This is a genomic window from Chryseobacterium sp., from assembly GCF_022869225.1.
GTDB lineage: Bacteria > Bacteroidota > Bacteroidia > Flavobacteriales > Weeksellaceae > Chryseobacterium.
On sequence record NZ_JALIHL010000001.1, the window covers coordinates 4,823,945 to 4,841,077 of the forward strand.

A 17,133-nucleotide genomic window follows, 5' to 3' on the forward strand; every position below is an offset into this window, starting at 1 on the left:
CTTAAAACGATTTTGTGATTATTGAAAGTCTTTACTTTCTTATCCGCCACATCGCCAAGCCGAAAAACATTAATAATAGATATAACTAAATCTCAAAAAACGATCGTGAAAAGAAATATTGATTAAGATAGTGTCAACTTATTGTACTAAAGAGGTTTTAAAATCACCCATATGGGTGATTTTTTATTTGTATAGATATTTTTAAATTTAAAAAAAATTACCATGAAAAATTTATTTATTTCCAGATTAACAACTCAAGTTATGTGCATGATTATTACTTTTTTTACTTCTTGGCAAGTAAGTGGTCAAATTGTTGGATGCATTGGTGGTTACAGAGATGATGAAAAAAAGCCAGGTTGGGATAGAGGTTATTGTTCATATATGTATTGTAGCAATTATCCGGAAAGTTGGGTAAGGGCAAAAGCTGAATTGGATCGAGGAACCCGAACAATTTCAGTTTACTTACAACTTGAAACAGATGCTACACATGCTGGACCTATGGGTTATGCTGAAGTATACCTTTTGGGAAGTGACGGAAAATCTTTTGATAAACTAACTACTAACACAATGGGTATAGGAGGAAAGATGCCGGGAGGATTTAGAGAAGAAGTATTTGTTTCAAGGGTTACACTATCACAAGAGATTGTTGATCGGATTAATTCAATAAAGGTATATCCAACTTGTGCAGGTTTTCAACAAGACTACACGGTCTTTAATCACATTAGTAATGTTGCAAATGATGCAATGAAGATTGTTGGACAATTTATTACTATTTCTTATTAATGTACTGTATACAACAGGACATTGGACTATATATATTTATCCAAATATATGTAGTGCTACAATATCATGCAAATGAAGAAATTAAATAATAAAATATGAATCCATATACTTGTAGAGAGCTATAATTTAAAATATGGCGAAATTATATACTTAATAAATGAAAAAGGGAAAACGTTTTCTGGAATATATGAAGAGAATGAATCTAATTATGCAATCATATACAATTTAACATAATATAAATTATAGGACAAATAATAATCCTGAGAATAGAGGCCCTAATCCATGAGATTCCTTTATTCTCCCCATTTTCCGAATAGATATTCTTTAACCGTTTCTAAGAACTTCTCCCTGGTCATAACCCTGTCCGGAACGTCTTCCAGGCTTCCTTTATTTTCGACCTCATCAAAAAACAGGATATTCATAAAAATAAAACAGACAGATAAACTCGATTTCTGAGCCTTGTACAATTTCTTTAGCGTCTTGTTCATCTACAAACCCTTCAGGCTCTCCGTAATCTGCTGTATTTCTTTAAATGGCGTAAACATCCATTCTCTGAAAAAATATTGCCCTTACAGCAGCTCATGATCAAAAAAATAATGGTCAAGCAATTTACTGTAAAATTTTTCTTTATCATCCGTATACAGCGTTTTATTATTCTCATAAAACTGATCAATGCCGCAGACCTCCCAATCTTTGTCAAAGATGATGATCAAATCTGATGCTCTGCCAGTTTTAAGCAAAATTTTTGTCAATACGTACAGCTTTGTTGCCACCTAACTTATTGATTTTCTTAACCATATTTTCATGCATTATTTATAATTCCACTTATATTATGTTAAATTCATAAATGGATCATTATGCGATCTCATTTTGATTTAGGCTGTAAATCTTTATTTCCATTTTAAAAATACAAAATCTTGCCCCATGACAGCTTTTATAATAATGAAACTGAATACCTTTATCCTAACCAAAAATAAAATAATATGAAACCTAAAATGATCTGGGCCAATCTGGCCGTAGCCGACCTTAAGCGCACACAGAAATTCTATACAGAACTGGGATTCAAACCCAATAATCCCCATAGTTCTAATGAACTGGTGAGTTTTTTTGCAGCGGGAAATGAATTGATCATTCACTTCTTCTTAAAAAACGTCATAGAAAGCAATGTAAAGAACGTTACATTCGGGGATTCTCAACACAGGAATGAGATTATATTTACCCTTTCTGCAGAAAGCAAAGAACAGGCAGATGAATGGGCTGAAGAAGTAAAAAATGCAGGCGGAACCATTGTTTCAGAACCTGAAAGTTTTGGAGAAAACTATTACGGTTTTGTATTCGCAGATCCTGACGGACACAAGTTTAATGTATTTTGCATGTAGGTGTAAAGAATATTTTTCCCTATATTTGATATTCAACAGATACATATGAACCGCGCGAACTGTCTGCCTCCTCCGGTACCTTAATATTTTCAATTTAATCTGAAGTGTACTTATGCCGTTAACTCATTAACGGCCCAAATTGTTATGCTTCTCATTTTAACAAAAATATTAATTCAAATCTTTACAGTTCATTATCAATGAAAAAATCATATTTATTATTGCATCTGGCCGTCATACTGGCTGGATTTACGGGTGTATTCGGAAAATTGATATCGCTTAATGAAGGGCTTTTAACCTGGTACAGAGTTCTGTTTTCCTTTATTATTCTATTTTTTATCCTGAAAATAGTTAAAATTCCAAATACCGCTTCAGGAAAAGAAAAACTGAAAATCGCCCGGGCAGGACTTCTTATTACCTTACATTGGGTGCTGTTCTATGCAAGTATCAAATATTCCAATATATCCATTGGGGTGGTATGCTATTGTCTCACCAGCTTTTTTACGGCTTTACTGAAACCCCTTATTGACCGGCAGAAATTCAGATTATCAGAATTGGGACTCAGTACTTTGACGCTTTTAGGAATCAGTCTTATCTTCCACTTTGATGCGTCTTACCAGCTGGGAATTATTCTGGGAGTATTTTCTTCTGCTGTTGCAGCGCTCTATACCATTTATAACGAGCGTCTGGTTCAGCGTTTTGACAGCATTATTATCAACTATTATCAGATGCTAGCCGGTACTGTATGCCTTGGAGCAATTTTGCCCGTATACCTCCTCTATTTCAAAGTAGATAGCATAGTTCCTGGATTAAAAGACACGGCTTATTTGGGGCTCTTATCGCTTTTCTGTACGGTAGGCTTATACGTGATATTTGCAGAAGTTTTAAAGAAAATTCCGGCTTTTACGGTTAATTTAACCTTCAATCTGGAGCCGGTATATGCTATTATTATTGCCTTTTTATTTTTCGATGAAAGCAAAGAAGTTAATCTTTCGTTTTATATAGGATTGACATTTATTATTACTTCTGTAGTTTTACAGACATTCATTTCGCTGAAGAAAGCAAAATAATAATGGTTTGAACCGTTTTATTTAAATCAAACCCGGACCCTTAGGCTAGCTTAAGGGTCCGGTTTTTTTTATTGTAAGTTCAGAACAAAATAAAAATCCTACTTATTCATTCCCAAACTGTTATACAACTGCACCTGCCATATTCCCAATACCTCTTTAAGCATCACAAAAGTAAATGCGGCATTATAGCTGTTGGGAAATACTGTTATTTCAGTATCTATAAAATCTGAAGCCTGTGGAACAGGTTTTAATCCAAAGGTCTGAAAAAGAGCAACAGATCTTTTCATATGAAAACCGGAAGTCACTAAATAAACACTGGTGGGTGCCATCTTTTTTAATATCGGACTTGAGAATTTTGCATTTTCATACGTATTCATGCTTTTATCTTCTTTAATAATATCAGCTTCAGATACGCCCATCCGTTTAAAGTTTTCACTGAATAATTCTGCTTCACTTGTATGCCCTCTTCCCTTTCCGGAAATTAATATTTTACAAGGCTGGTTATTTTTCCTGTACTCATAATACAGCTGATAGGCTGTAACCATCCTGGAATAAGACATTGTATGCAGCTTTTCGGTATGGTCAAAATCTACAACCCCGCCGCCCAGCACGACAATAACAGGATTTTGAGAAGCCGTATTCTTACTCACTTGAGTATTAACATAACTTTTCTGCAGATATCCGGAAGTTAATTTACCCAGAAAACCATTTCCAATGAAGATCGTGATTAAAACTACCGCTATGCCAATTCCTGTTCTCAGATTTCTACGTTTATTTTTTCTTTTCAACAAGGTTATTATAACGATCGCAAGAAATAATAAGAAATAAGGTTCTGTAAAAAGCTGTAAAGCACGAAATAAAAGGTCAAGTAAAAATTTCATCTATGATAATATTGATTAATGTAGAAAACATCGGATCCGCAAAGATAAAGAATTTCCCTAAGTATTGCTTTTCCCAATACATTTCAACGATCTGCCTGAGATGAAATTGCTTTTTCTTTCTCTCTGCAATACTCTATTATTTCATTTTTTATTTAATAATTTTATAGGATCAGAATATTGATACACCATGGATTACCAAACATTTCAGCCTAGTGCGGATCTGGCCCCTTTTATAAAATGTTACTGGACTCTGGACAGCCCCAGGGAGGCTACTCCGCAGGTACAAACCATTGTTCCGGATGGCTGCATGGAAATGATTTTTCATTATGGCGATCTTTACCATCAATATATTGACGGAAAAGCCGTTGTACAGCCCAGAAGCTGTGTTTTCGGACAGCTTACCCAACCTTTAAAGATTGAGCCAACAGGAATTACGGGTATTTTTTCTGTCCGTTTCCATCACGATGGCTTTGTTCCATTTGCCTCCATTCCTATTAAAGAGATGGATGATAAAGCTGTCCCGCTTGAAAAACTCTTCGGAATTACCGGAACCGAGCTGGAAGAAAATGTATTCTATGCCTCCACGGTACAAGAGAAAATAGATTTTGTGGAAGCATTTTTACTGGAAAGACTCAATACCGAAACCATTGACAGGATCGTACAGTCCACGGTAGACCTCCTGCTGAAGGTAAACGGACAAATATCTGTACATGAACTGTCTGCACAAACCAATATCAACCGCCGGCAATTGGAACGCCGCTTCTCTTCGGCTATTGGCTTAAGTCCCAAACAGCTTTCCAAAACAATCCGCCTCCAAGCTACGCTCAAACATCTTCTCAATAAAGAATATACCAGCCTTACTACCCTCGCCCACGAATCTGAGTATTACGACCAGGCCCATTTTATTAAAGATTTCAAGGAATTTACCGGGCTTACCCCCAAAGAGTTTTATGGGGACAACCTTCAAATGTCGTTCCTCTTTTACGGAAAAGGCTCCTGATGTCGCATTTTTACAATTTTGACTTTGCCGATCTGTTGAACTTTGCGGAAATAAAATAGACCACAATGAAAACAAAACTAATTTTTGCCCTTATCAGCATTTTCCTTGCAGGCAGCTGGGCCCAAAAGCAAAGCGAAATCAGCAGACTGGAATGGCTTCTCGGAACCTGGGAAACCAAAACCTCCAAAGGAAGCCTTTATGAAACCTGGACCAGAAAAAGCAATACGGAATTTCAGGGAAAAAGCTACTATCTCAACAAAAAAGATACCCTCCTTTTTGAATCTGTCCGGTTGGTTGAAAAAGATAAAAAGCTGCACTATATCGTTTCCGTGAAGAAACATAATAACGAACTTCCCGTAGATTTTGTTTCCAAGATGGTGAAAGAACCTGCCTCCGTAGTATTTGAAAACCTGCAGCATGACTTCCCACAAGTTATTACCTACAAAAAGTGGGTAAAGATTCTTTATTTGCAGAAATTTCCGGCATCATGAACGGAAAAATGTCAAGACAGGGATTCCCTATGAGAAAAATAAAATAGAGTTTTAATGAGGATTATTTATCTTTATTTCCATCAATAAACATAATATTTCTTAACTTAAAATAACAGGGTTTCGGCGGCCTCCGGCCGCCGAAACTATCCATTCCACTTTAGCAGGCAAGTTCATTTGCGCTCTCAGCTCCTCAGAATATAAGGCTTCCAAAATTTTTACTCTTCCATATCTTCAATAATCTGTGAAATCTGCGAGATCTGTGGGAAATTATACCTTTTTTAAGCTGCTTCTCGCGCAGATTCCATCGATATCACAAATTTTATGTACTTGCAAATACCATAGACCGTTTAAAACTGCTCTTTAGCAATATTCACTCATAAATCATCTCTTTTTCTAAAATTAACTTCTTTTTATAATCATATTAAAAACAAACAAAAGCTATATTTTGATAATTGAAATGGAGAATATTAAGTTCTCCACCTGTTCGTTAACAATCAATATTTAAATCTAGTTCAATAAAATTTTCTCACAAAAAACTTGCGTAGCTAAATAACTACACATATATTTGTAGTCAAATAACTACACAATGAATTTAAGAAGAGATGTATTTCAGGCGATAGCAGATCCTACGAGAAGATCTATATTGATGCTGGTGGCGGCACAGTCGATGACGGCGGGAGCCATTGCCTCCAATTTTGATACGGCAAGGCCTACCGTTTCCAAACATCTTCAGATCCTTACAGAATGTGAACTGCTGAGATCCGAACAAAACGGCCGTGAAATTACATATCACCTTAATCCCAATAAAATGAAAGAAATAGCCGATTTTATAGAACCTTTCCGCAAAATGTGGGATGATAAATTCAACAAGCTGGAAAGCGTCATGAAAGCCTATCAGAAAAAGATCAGTAATGAGTAACGGGCAATACGTACTAATTTTATACTCTAAAACCCTAAAACTCTCCCCACTCTACTCCTCTCAAACTTAAGAAACACCCAAATACCCAAAATATGGAACTCAAAACAAAAATCAATGCTGAAGACGGACAACAGGAAATCTTTATCACCAGAGAATTTGACCTTCCCGTAGCATTACTTTTCAAAGCGTATACAGAACCTGAATTGGTAGAACAATGGATGGGAACCAAGGTACTGAAGCTTGAAAACAAACAGCACGGCGGTTATCAGTTTGAAACTACTAATCCGCAGGGAGACATTGTTTTCAGAGCCAACGGAACCATTCATGAATTCGTTCCTGAACAGAGAATCGTAAGAACTTTTCAAATGGAAAATACTCCTTTTCCCGTTCAGATGGATTTCTTGGAATTTGAAAAATTAACGGATACCACCAGCAAAATTACCATTCAAACCGTTTACAAATCGGTCGACTTCAGAGACCAGATGCTGAAACTCCCATTTGCACAGGGACTTAACATGGCACACAACCGCTTGCAGGAGATTTTTAAAGAAGGTAAAGGTTAGATGTCAGATAATGGAAGTTAGAAGTTGATATACTCTCCCATGCTCATACTCTCAAAACCCTCAAATTCAAAATATGAATCCAAAAACTGATTTTTTCTTTGATAAAGCCAGACAATGGCAGAAAGAATTTGAAAAATTAAGAACGGTCCTCCTTGATACAGGACTGGAAGAAGACCTGAAATGGGGATGCCCCTGCTACACCTATCATGACAGGAATATTGTGCTGATCCATGGATTTAAGGAATATTGTGCGCTCCTGTTCTTCAAAGGTGCTTTATTACAGGACAGCGGACAGATCTTGATCCAGCAGACCGAAAATGTACAGGCTGCCCGGCAAATCCGTTTTACCAGCCTGAAAGAAATCACAGACCTGGAAAAAGTGATCAAAACCTATGTATATGAAGCGGTAGAAGTAGAAAAATCAGGAGTGAAAGTTCCTATGAAAAAGACCAAAGAATTTGAAATGCCTGAAGAATTTCAGAATAAACTCGATGAGGACCCGGTATTGAAAGAAGCCTTTGAAGCTTTAACACCGGGACGCCAGAGAGCTTACCTGCTCCATTTCTCTTCAGCCAAACAGCCTAAAACCAGGGAAGCAAGAATTGAAAAATACATCCCGTACATCCTTACCGGAAAAGGACTCAATGATTAATCCTAAAAACCACCAACATGTCAACACAAAATAAATCAGAGAAAACAAGAAAGATCATCTATTGGATCTTCACATTATGGATGTCTTTGGGAATGGTTTCCACAGCCATTGTCCAGCTCATAAAAAATAAGGACGAACTCGCCAACTTTGCCAATCTGGGCTACCCCGCCTATCTGATGAGCATTCTCGGGGTTTGGAAACTCCTGGGAGTTACAGCCATACTGATCCCTAAGCGTCTGCTGTTAAAAGAATGGGCCTATGCCGGGTTTTTCTTCGTCATGTCGGGAGCCGTCATTTCTCACCTTATTGTTGGAGACACAGCCAGCAGAACTTTCCCGGCCGTATTATTATTTGCTCTGGTTATCATTTCATGGTATTTCAGACCTGCTGACAGAAAGATTTCTATGACTAATTATTAATCTTACTCTTGGAATTATGTATACTTTTTTGAAAAGACCAGGCACTTAAGTGAGCTTAAGAGACGGGTGATATGCATAATAAGAGCACTTAAGTTTAAAAAAATCTTTCTCTTGAATAAACTTATGATCCGCTCTTATTTTAAACTTACTAAAGTGAGCTTAAGTGTTTTAAAATAAAAAGTTTCATTAATTTAATGATGTTTACGGATTGGAAATCTGTAAAAAATTTAAATAAGTTCATAATGTGCCTCTTTGCAATTGACCAACTATAAAAACAGTCTTCCTGATAAAACAAAATGTAATATGAAAAAGAAACCATTAACACCAGAGCAAAGCGAAGCCCTTTTAAAAGTATTAAAAAGCCGCTTTGAAAAAAATATAAACCGCCACAAAGACCTGAAATGGGAAAAAATACAGGCCAAACTGGAAGCCCAGCCTGAAAAACTCCGGTCTTTGCATGAAATGGAAGAAACGGAAGGTGAACCCGATGTGGTAGATTATGATAAAAAAACAGATGAATACCTCTTCTTCGACTGTTCGCCTGAAAGTCCTAAACGCAGAAGCCTTTGCTACGACTATCACGCCTGGGATGCCCGGAAGGCCAACAAGCCGGAAAGTAACGTCATCGACAAGGCCGCCGAAATGGGCATCGAACTTTTAACTGAAGAGCAATACCGTAAGCTCCAGGAATTGGGAAAATTTGATCAGAAAACATCAAGCTGGGTACATACCCCGGCATCTATCCGAGAACTTGGCGGTGCGATATTCTGCGACAGGCGTTACAATACGGTCTTTATGTACCATAACGGCGCCGATTCTTATTATGCGGCGAGAGGATTTAGGGGAATGCTGAAGGTATAAAAAAGTTTGAGAGTCTGTGAGTTTGAGCGTTTGAGAGTGAAAATCTTTGATTTTTCAAAAAACTTATGCGTACTTCTACCCAGTTAGCATATACCTTTATTTTTACTTAAGTGCTTACAACTTTTGTGACTTTTGTCGTTCATCCTCATTCCGCAGCAATTCAAACATTTGAAATAAAATATCCCCATTTGAACTCTCAGAGAAAAACAATTTGAAATAGTAAAAGTAATCGTAAGAAAATCAGAGATTTTCAAAAACTTAGGTGTACTTCTACCCAGTTAGCACTTAACTTCATTTTTACTTAAGTGTTTACAGCTTTTGTGACTTTTGTGGTTGATCGTAAAAACTTATGCGTACTTCTACCCAGTTAGCATGTAACTTCATTTTTACTTAAGTGTTTACAGCTTTTGTGACTTTTGTGGTTGATCGTAAAAACTTAGGTGTACTTCTACCCAATTAGCATATACCTTTATTTTTACTTAAGTGCTTACAACTTTTGTGACTTTTGTGGTTGATTGTAAAAACTTATGCGTACTTCTACCCAGTTAGCATATACCTTCATTTTTACTTAAGTGTTTATAACTTTTGTGACTTTTGTGGTTGATCGTAAATACTTATGCGTACTTCTACCCAGTTAGCATATACCTTCATTTTTACTTAAGTGCTTATAACTTTTGTGACTTTTGTGGTTCATCCTCATTCCGCAGCAATTCAAACATTTGAAATAAAATATCCCCATTTGAACTCTCAGAGAAAAACAATTTGAAAATAATAAGAAAATTAGAGATTTTCAAAAACTTAGGTGTACTTCTACGCAGTTAGCACTTAACTTCATTTTTACTTAAGTGGTTACAGCTTTTGTGACTTTTGTGGTTGATCGTAAATACTTATGCATACTTCTACCCAGTTAGCATATACCTTTATTTTTACTTAAGTGCTTACAACTTTTGTGACTTTTGTGGTTCATCCTCATTCCGCAGCAATTAAAACATTTGAAATAAAATATCCCCATTTGAACTCTCAGAGAAAAACAATTTGAAATTGTAAAAGTAATCGTAAGAAAATCAGAGATTTTTAAAAACTTAGGTGTACTTCTACCCAGTTAGCATGTAACTTCATTTTTACTTAATTGTTTACAGCTTTTGTGACTTTTGTGGTTGATCGTAAAAACTTATGCGTATTTCTACCCAGTTAGCATATACCTTCATTTTTACTTAAGTATTTATAACTTTTGTGGTCAAAAACCCCAGTTTAAAAATTAATTTATATCATAAAATCATGATCTGTTCACATCCTATTTTCAATATACAAATACTATTATTAATTTAGCAGCAAAGAAATTTGATTCTAACAATTAAGGATATGAAAAAATTAATCTTACTGGGCGCTGTATCAGCTTTTCTGATCAACTGTAACAAAAAAACTGAAACTCCGGCTCCGAAAGTTGAAGCTGACACTATAGCTGTTGCCGAACCTGTGGTAGATACGCTGGGACCCAAATCATTCTGCTACATAGGAGTTACAGGAAAAGACAGTGTTTTTGCATCTATTGATGATAATTTGGGCACGATTACCGGAAAATTATCGTATAAAAACAGTGAAAAAGACAGCTCAAAAGGCGATGTAACAGGTTTTAAATCCGGTGACACCCTGAAACTGACTTATGAATTTGCCTCTGAAGGCAAAAAAAGCAAGAGAGATATTTATTTCCTTCAGAAAGACAACACTTTAACAGAAGGAATTGGCGATCACAAAGAGGAAGACGGACAATCAAGATATGCAGACGAAAAAAAGATCAGCTATAAAGACGGGCAAAAGCTGAACACAGCAGATTGTAAAACGGTCAATAAAGCTTTAAAGTAAACTGATCTGCGGTTTAAAAAATAAAACAGCCTGTTGTAAAGGCTGTTTTTTTATGCATTATAATTCTTTTTCAATAATTTCAATAAACCGGTTTACCGGATCATCGCCTGTGTTCCAGGAAGTAATAAGACGGATAGCAGAAGATTGATCGTCTATTTTTTTCCAGACATAAAATTCAAAATTTTCAGACAAGATTTCTATCACCTTATTGCTTAAAATGGGAAAGATTTGATTGGTATGCGTATCTGAAAGAAACTGTACTCCTTTTTTCTGTAGGGCATGTTTGATTTTCATGGCCTGCTGATTGGCATGTTTGGCCAGATCAAAATACAGATCATCTTTCATCAGTTCTGAAAACTGTATTCCTAACAGTCTTCCTTTGGCCAGCAGTGCGCCTTTTTGCTTGATATTAAAAGCGAAATCTTCCTGAAGAGCAGGATGATTAATCACAATGGCCTCTCCTATCAGCGCTCCGTTTTTGGTTCCTCCCAGATACAATATATCTGTCAGTTCCGCTACTCTTTCCAGGGTAAGATCGCTGATCTCAGCAGTCAGTCCGTGCCCCAGCCTTGCTCCATCCATAAACAGATATAAGTTATTCTGCTTACAGAAATCCGAAAGTTCCTCCAATTCTTTTGCCTGATAAATTGTTCCCAGCTCTGTAGAATTTGAAATGTAGACCAGCTTTGGCATCACCTGATGCGGTACATTTTTATGATTTTCAAGCACCGGAATAATATCTGACGGCCTCAGTTTGCCGTCTCCGGTTTCGATACTCAGGACTTTATGGCCTGTGGCTTCAATAGCTCCGGTTTCGTTGTTGAGAATATGCCCTGAAGCAGCAGAAACGGCACATTGATAAGGCTTTAAGACAGAAGAAATCACAATCAGGTTGGCCTGTGTGCCTCCGGAAACAAAGTAGATATCTGAATCTGCTTTGTTCATTTTTGTTTTGATCTGTTCTTTTGCTTTTAAAGAATACTCATCTTCACCATAGCCGGCCTGCTGATCTGTATTATTTTGTAAAAGGGCCTGTAATATATTCGGGTGACATCCCTCGGAATAGTCGTTTTTAAATGAAAATTTCATAGAGTAAAATTAAAAAAACTTAAAATAACAAGAGCCAACTTTCCATTTTATTTTGTTAGATTTGTATAGAAAATCATCTAACATTTTGAGAACAACCCTAACAGAAGAAAATTACCTGAAAGCTTTGTTTCATTTAGTTGACAATGAAGGAAAGGTGACGATTAATGAGCTCAGCAAATTTTTAAATGTAAAAATGCCGAGTGTCAATAACATGATGAAGAAATTTGCAGAAAAAAAGTGGGTCATTTATGAAACCTACAAACCTTTGATCGTTACAGAAAGCGGTAGACGCGAAGCAGCTCTGGTCGTCCGCAAGCACCGACTAACCGAAATGTTTTTGGTTAAAAAAATGAATTTTGGCTGGGAAAATGTTCATGAGATCGCGGAACAGCTGGAACATGTACACTCCCAGATTTTCTTTGATAAGATGGATGAAATCCTGAATTATCCTAAATTTGATCCTCACGGAGAGCCTATCCCCGACAAAGATGGAAATATCATCGCACAGGATCTGCAGAGATTAAGCAATTGTGAGGTTGGAGAAACCGTTGTTTTTGCTTCAGTAACGCTCTCTGACGACGCTTTTTTAAGTTATTTAAATGACAGGAAACTTCTTCTCAATACCAAGGTAAAAGTAACCAAAATCGAAAATTTTGATAAATCAATGACCATAGAGATCGATGGTACAACAGAAATTTTAAGTAAAAAAGCAACTGAGAAGATATTGGTTAAGAAATAAAAGGTAAACACCATTACATGAGTAATAATTGACCTGCAAAAAGGAGGCCGTCTCAAAAGTGAAAAAATTAAACCTTTGTCATTCTGAGCCTTTTCAAGTAAGATTCCGGTCTCATTCAAAAAAATGAATGACCTGTTATTCTATAACTGTTAAAAAACGGTTAAACTCCATTTCCTGAAATATCTGAAAATTTATTTTTAACTAGGTTTGCAAACTTTCCACAGACTTTGTCTTTCCGACAAATACTAACTTTAATTATTACCAAAAAAAATTATGAAAAAAAGCCTTCAGTTTTTTATTGTTTCGATGCTGTTAAGTCCTCTTGCCGGTGCTCAGGTCAGAGATTTTGTGATTGAACCCCCAATTAAGCCCAACTTCTATATTTACAAAACGTTTGGAGTGTTCGGAGGTAAAGAATATTCTACCAATGCAGCATATCTTATTACTAAAAAGGGAGTCGTTCTATTTGATGTACCATGGCAGAAAACACAGTACCAAAGCCTGATGGATACCATAAAAAAACGCCACAATTTGCCGGTGATTGCTGTATTTGCCACCCATTCACATGAGGACAGAGCCGGAGACCTCAGCTTTTATAATAACAAGGGAATTAAAACCTATGCAACAGCCAAAACCAATGAGCTATTGAAAAAAGAAGGAAAAGCCACTTCTACGGAAATCATCAAAACGGGAAAACCTTACCGTATTGGTGGTGAAGAATTTATAGTAGACTTTTTAGGAGAAGGCCACACTGTTGATAATGTAGTGGTATGGTTTCCAAAATATAACATATTGGATGGCGGATGCCTGGTAAAAAGCAGAACCGCAACCGATCTGGGGTATACCGGAGAAGCTAACGTTGCACAATGGCCGCAAACCATGGAAAAACTGAAATCCAAATATGCCCGGGCAGCCCTGGTCATCCCAGGCCACGATGAATGGAAAGGCGGCGGGCATGTAGAACATACCCTTGAGCTTTTGAACAAGAATAAAAAATAGAATCTCAATAGAAAAAGGCCTGATAAAATTGTCAGGCCTTTTTCTATTTTAACACTCAGCAGCTTCTTATTGGGCCAACAACTGAATTATTTTTTCTATTTCGTCCGGGGTATTGAAATAATGAGGTGACAAACGAATGGCATGATCTACATTCTTTAAGGTAAAATCGATTAAAGCATTGTTTTTATTGCTTACTGTAAAAAATACATTATGCTCCGTCAGTATTTTATAAGCGGATTCAATCTTGCCATCCTGCTGGCAGAACGTGACGATACTGCTTAATTTATTGCCTTTATCCAATATTCTGAAACCTTGATTCTGAAGGCCGTCCCTCAATTTTTCTGCCAATCCCCGATTGTAATTTTCAATATGATGCATTCCTATGGTGTTGGCGTATTGCAACGCTTCTTTAAACCCCAGCAATGAGGCTGTAGATCTTTCAAAAAGCTCAAACCTTTTTGCCGTTTCATTTAACTGATAATCATTAAATTCCGTCCATTGGGCTCCGTTACTGTCTACAGGCAAAGGAGCCATACCCTGCTCTAAAACACGGTCTGAAACATATAAAAAGCCGGTTCCCCTCGGCCCTCTCATAAACTTCCTGCCCGTTGCCGTTAAAAAGTCGCAATTGATCGCTGTAACATCCACAACCATCTGACCTACCGACTGGCAGGCATCTACCAGGTAAAGAATATCATACTGCCGGCAGAGCCTTCCCACTCCTTCTACATTCTGAACCAAACCGGAGTTCGTTGGGATATGGGTTACGGCAATTAATTTAGGGGCATGCTTTTTAATTAACCGTTCAAAATCATCGAGATCCAGCTCATGGTCTTCCAGGTTCCCCACTCTGATAATTTCAATATTACATCTCTTCTGTAAGGAAATAAAAGCGATCTGATTCGATATATAATCATCATTGGTCGTAATGATAGAATCACCCTCCTTAAAAGAAATACAGGACAATGCCCTGAAATACCCATCGGTAGAGCTATTGGTAAAAGCTATATTAGAGGGTTGAGTATTGATCAGCTTCGCCGCTTCTTCATAAAACTGATTGATTGTACCGGAGTTTCTGCCTGCTGTTGCATATCCTCCGAATTGTTGTTCTTCATGCAGGTAATCAACAATAGTTTCTACGACAACCTTAGGCATCAGCGATGATCCGGCACTGTTTAAAAATATTTTATCAGAACATCCGATCGTGTCCTGTCTTATCAAATCCAAGTTCATTTTCTATTGATCTTAAGGCTTATTAAGCCAATTTTCATTTAATATGATCCATTAATATTAATAAAAAATCCCGAATTTTCATCCGGGACTATATTGTAATACGTTATATTAATCTAAAACGCTCCATCCTCTTTTCGGATTCGTATTGGAAGAAACCTCCTGCTCATTAACAATGATATTCTCTTTTCTCTGACCGATATAATCCAGTTCGCTCAGCTTGGAGAAGATCGTTTCCAGACTTCTCAGCATCTGCTGGATATAAAGCAACGGCTCCCCGCAATTATGATGATCATAATTGGTTTCTGCCACAATGGAAAGCTGGTTCAATAAAGTGTGAGGCGCAATTTCACTCCACTCCAGACTATAGTTCAGCATTTCTTCCAGTTCGGCAGGAACGAGAAGCTGGGTTGAATTGTATAAATGAAGGGCCAGTTTTGCAAAAGATTCGATCAAAAATACAGGCGGCTGCCAAGGCGTAATATTTCTGAACTGGAAATACATATCTCCAAAGGTATTCACCATAGTACTGCACAGGAACTTAACGTTTTGTGCCAATGCCGTATTTTGATTTTTATGAGAGGTTTTCTGAATGATTTTAAAAGCATACTGCTGCAAATTACCAATAGACTTTGCAAAGCTGCCATAATAATCTACTAATGCCGGATGGCTCTGAACAGATGCACAAGGCGGAATAAAGTTGGAATCTACCTGCGCTATATTCCCTTTTAAGTCCACTTTACCAATGATCAGGTAATTCCCTCCTGAGTAGCTGCTGTTAAGCGAAGTCACAGGAAGCAATTCAATATGGTGGTTCGGCTGTGCATTAGGATGGCGTGGCGGAATCTCTTCCGGATCAATATCTCCGAAAGGCACTTTATCAAATGGATTTACAGAAATTAAAATATAATAGTCTCCATCTGCCTGCTCTTCATTCATTGATTTCGCCAATGATTTTACGCTGATTCTTCTGTCGGTCAGTTCAATACGGTATCCCGCCATCGTCACAGCGCTGCATCGCTTGATCACCAGCTGTACGTCATTGGTTGCTGTATTGTGAACATCAAAAATAGTACGGTCTGTAAACTCAGCAGAGATTGGCAGAAGTCCGTAATTATATGTAGTAATCCCAAGGGAATTGGAATCTCTGATGGTATCAATTAAGAAATTATCCTGATCATTAAGGTGTCTCTGGGAAACTTTCATCCCATCCACCCAATTGATTGCAAAATGTTTAATAGGCTGTATCATGTTAAATACTTTTTAAATTTTCTGTGATTATGATTTTCTTGAAACCCCTTCCTCTTCATGCTGAATGACTCTTTTACAAATCACCACTTCATTCTCAGAAATGCTGTTTGTGGAAATATCCTGGTCAAAATCAATATATTTTCTAAAGCTGAAAAATGATTTCTTAGTGTAAAAGATCCAATAATAAGGTTCCTTATCCTGATCTGAAAGGTGAATAACAGAGCCTGGATTTTTATGGTTGTAATCATCCACTACTCTATAGAACCAATCTCCAAAAGTTACTCCTGTAGGAAGTGTTTTAGCTTTAATTCTGAATCGGTTGGTATCTTCTAAATTCTTACTCAATTCAACATTCAATACCATTAATCTGTCAAAATCAGCGCCTTCAAAGTCAGGCAGCTTCTGCTCAGGAGAATACCTCCAGGTTTTATAAATATCAAAAGGAATACTGATCAGCTGGATATAACAGTAATAAAATACCATGGGTACGATAAAGACCACCATACTTGTAGCGGCCATTACAGCATACCCTGTTCCTTTGCTCATCCAGTTGAAAATCAACGTGAACAGATATCCTCCGAAAGCGATACAAGTCAATGAAAGTATAGATTCAAACAGAATGCTCATCGCCAGAGAATCGATATGCTTTTTAAAATATTTATGCAGTAGATTAACATGAATAATCCCAAAAATAAGGTAAATAACCTGTGCGATCAGATACCAGTACGGGTTAAAAAGATTGCCGGCAAACCCAAAAAATCCGGGAATAGCCAGGCATAAACTGCATAGAAGGACATATACGATAATTACTTTAATTTTTATCGCAGGTTTATTTCGTCTGATGATCCCTAGTATAACCATCATAATAACTGCGATTAAAGGCATTAAGATATACCTTAAAAAAATACCCTTTACTGAAGAAATTTCCATTTGTTTCTTTTCGAATT

Annotated in this window: 20 protein-coding genes; 13 read left to right on the forward strand and 7 right to left on the reverse strand. The window is 37.0% G+C overall.

The genetic code is table 11. From position 1 onward, the window contains the following. The first annotated feature begins 222 nt into the window (after positions 1-222). The gene (locus tag MUW56_RS22530) at positions 223-783 is read left to right on the forward strand and encodes a hypothetical protein (RefSeq protein WP_292015312.1); all 561 of its coding nucleotides are present in this window, start codon (positions 223-225) and stop codon (positions 781-783) included. Between the two features lie 293 nt (positions 784-1,076). Here MUW56_RS22530 and MUW56_RS22535 read toward each other — a convergent pair whose 3' ends face one another. Beyond that, the gene (locus tag MUW56_RS22535) at positions 1,077-1,271 is read right to left on the reverse strand and encodes a hypothetical protein (protein ID WP_292015313.1); all 195 of its coding nucleotides are present in this window, start codon (positions 1,269-1,271) and stop codon (positions 1,077-1,079) included. Between the two features lie 81 nt (positions 1,272-1,352). Then, a complete protein-coding gene (locus MUW56_RS22540; RefSeq protein ID WP_292015314.1) occupies positions 1,353-1,556 on the reverse strand; it encodes a hypothetical protein in 204 nt (67 codons plus the stop codon). A 210-nt stretch (positions 1,557-1,766) separates the two neighbouring features. On the opposite strand from MUW56_RS22540, the gene MUW56_RS22545 reads away from it, so the two are divergent. Both MUW56_RS22545 and MUW56_RS22550 read left to right on the forward strand, forming a co-directional pair. Then, on the forward strand, positions 1,767-2,162 hold the full coding sequence (locus MUW56_RS22545; protein ID WP_292015315.1) for a VOC family protein: 396 nt from the start codon (positions 1,767-1,769) through the stop codon (positions 2,160-2,162). 197 nt (positions 2,163-2,359) lie between these two features. After that, positions 2,360-3,229 (forward strand): DMT family transporter, encoded by an 870-nt coding sequence (locus MUW56_RS22550; RefSeq protein ID WP_292015316.1) that lies wholly within the window; start codon positions 2,360-2,362, stop codon positions 3,227-3,229. Between the two features lie 98 nt (positions 3,230-3,327). Here the strand turns inward: MUW56_RS22550 and MUW56_RS22555 are convergent, their stop codons facing one another. After that, a complete protein-coding gene (locus MUW56_RS22555) occupies positions 3,328-4,110 on the reverse strand; it encodes a YdcF family protein (RefSeq protein ID WP_292015317.1) in 783 nt (260 codons plus the stop codon). Positions 4,111-4,297: 187 nt separating this feature from the next. Between MUW56_RS22555 and MUW56_RS22560 the strand changes: the two genes are divergently transcribed. From MUW56_RS22560 to MUW56_RS22595, 8 genes are all read left to right on the forward strand, one after another. After that, positions 4,298-5,110 (forward strand): helix-turn-helix domain-containing protein, encoded by an 813-nt coding sequence (locus MUW56_RS22560; RefSeq protein WP_292015318.1) that lies wholly within the window; start codon positions 4,298-4,300, stop codon positions 5,108-5,110. A gap of 65 nt (positions 5,111-5,175) precedes the next feature. Beyond that, positions 5,176-5,601, forward strand: coding sequence for a DUF6265 family protein (locus MUW56_RS22565; protein ID WP_292015319.1), 426 nt, complete (start codon positions 5,176-5,178; stop codon positions 5,599-5,601). Between the two features lie 586 nt (positions 5,602-6,187). Further along, complete coding sequence (locus MUW56_RS22570; protein ID WP_292015320.1) at positions 6,188-6,520, forward strand: helix-turn-helix transcriptional regulator; 333 nt, start codon at positions 6,188-6,190, stop codon at positions 6,518-6,520. A gap of 92 nt (positions 6,521-6,612) precedes the next feature. Further along, positions 6,613-7,083: an SRPBCC domain-containing protein gene (locus MUW56_RS22575; RefSeq protein WP_292015321.1), complete on the forward strand. Its 471-nt coding sequence runs from the start codon at positions 6,613-6,615 to the stop codon at positions 7,081-7,083. 73 nt (positions 7,084-7,156) lie between these two features. Continuing rightward, positions 7,157-7,735 (forward strand): YdeI family protein, encoded by a 579-nt coding sequence (locus MUW56_RS22580; RefSeq protein WP_292015322.1) that lies wholly within the window; start codon positions 7,157-7,159, stop codon positions 7,733-7,735. 17 nt (positions 7,736-7,752) lie between these two features. Then, positions 7,753-8,154 (forward strand): DoxX family protein, encoded by a 402-nt coding sequence (locus MUW56_RS22585; RefSeq protein WP_292015323.1) that lies wholly within the window; start codon positions 7,753-7,755, stop codon positions 8,152-8,154. A gap of 303 nt (positions 8,155-8,457) precedes the next feature. Beyond that, complete coding sequence (locus MUW56_RS22590) at positions 8,458-9,015, forward strand: DUF4256 domain-containing protein (RefSeq protein WP_292015324.1); 558 nt, start codon at positions 8,458-8,460, stop codon at positions 9,013-9,015. 1,362 nt (positions 9,016-10,377) lie between these two features. After that, positions 10,378-10,878: a hypothetical protein gene (locus MUW56_RS22595; protein WP_292015325.1), complete on the forward strand. Its 501-nt coding sequence runs from the start codon at positions 10,378-10,380 to the stop codon at positions 10,876-10,878. Between the two features lie 57 nt (positions 10,879-10,935). On the opposite strand, the gene MUW56_RS22600 is transcribed toward MUW56_RS22595, so the two are convergent. Further along, on the reverse strand, positions 10,936-11,967 hold the full coding sequence (locus tag MUW56_RS22600; protein WP_292015326.1) for an aminotransferase class V-fold PLP-dependent enzyme: 1,032 nt from the start codon (positions 11,965-11,967) through the stop codon (positions 10,936-10,938). A gap of 85 nt (positions 11,968-12,052) precedes the next feature. Between MUW56_RS22600 and MUW56_RS22605 the strand changes: the two genes are divergently transcribed. Together MUW56_RS22605 and blaIND are read left to right on the forward strand one after the other, a co-directional pair. Next, positions 12,053-12,706 carry a metal-dependent transcriptional regulator gene (locus MUW56_RS22605; RefSeq protein ID WP_292015327.1) on the forward strand — a complete coding sequence of 218 codons (654 nt, stop codon included), beginning with the start codon at positions 12,053-12,055 and terminating at the stop codon, positions 12,704-12,706. 273 nt (positions 12,707-12,979) lie between these two features. Next, the gene (gene blaIND, locus MUW56_RS22610) at positions 12,980-13,705 is read left to right on the forward strand and encodes an IND family subclass B1 metallo-beta-lactamase (protein ID WP_292015328.1); all 726 of its coding nucleotides are present in this window, start codon (positions 12,980-12,982) and stop codon (positions 13,703-13,705) included. Between the two features lie 66 nt (positions 13,706-13,771). Here the strand turns inward: blaIND and MUW56_RS22615 are convergent, their stop codons facing one another. The 3 genes from MUW56_RS22615 to MUW56_RS22625 all read right to left on the reverse strand — a co-directional run bounded on the left by MUW56_RS22615 (position 13,772) and on the right by MUW56_RS22625 (position 17,116). Next, complete coding sequence (locus tag MUW56_RS22615) at positions 13,772-14,938, reverse strand: aminotransferase class V-fold PLP-dependent enzyme (RefSeq protein ID WP_292015329.1); 1,167 nt, start codon at positions 14,936-14,938, stop codon at positions 13,772-13,774. Between the two features lie 108 nt (positions 14,939-15,046). After that, positions 15,047-16,186 (reverse strand): hypothetical protein, encoded by a 1,140-nt coding sequence (locus MUW56_RS22620; RefSeq protein ID WP_292015330.1) that lies wholly within the window; start codon positions 16,184-16,186, stop codon positions 15,047-15,049. Positions 16,187-16,213: 27 nt separating this feature from the next. After that, positions 16,214-17,116, reverse strand: coding sequence for a TssN family type VI secretion system protein (locus MUW56_RS22625; protein WP_292015331.1), 903 nt, complete (start codon positions 17,114-17,116; stop codon positions 16,214-16,216). Between the last annotated feature and the right edge of the window lie 17 nt (positions 17,117-17,133).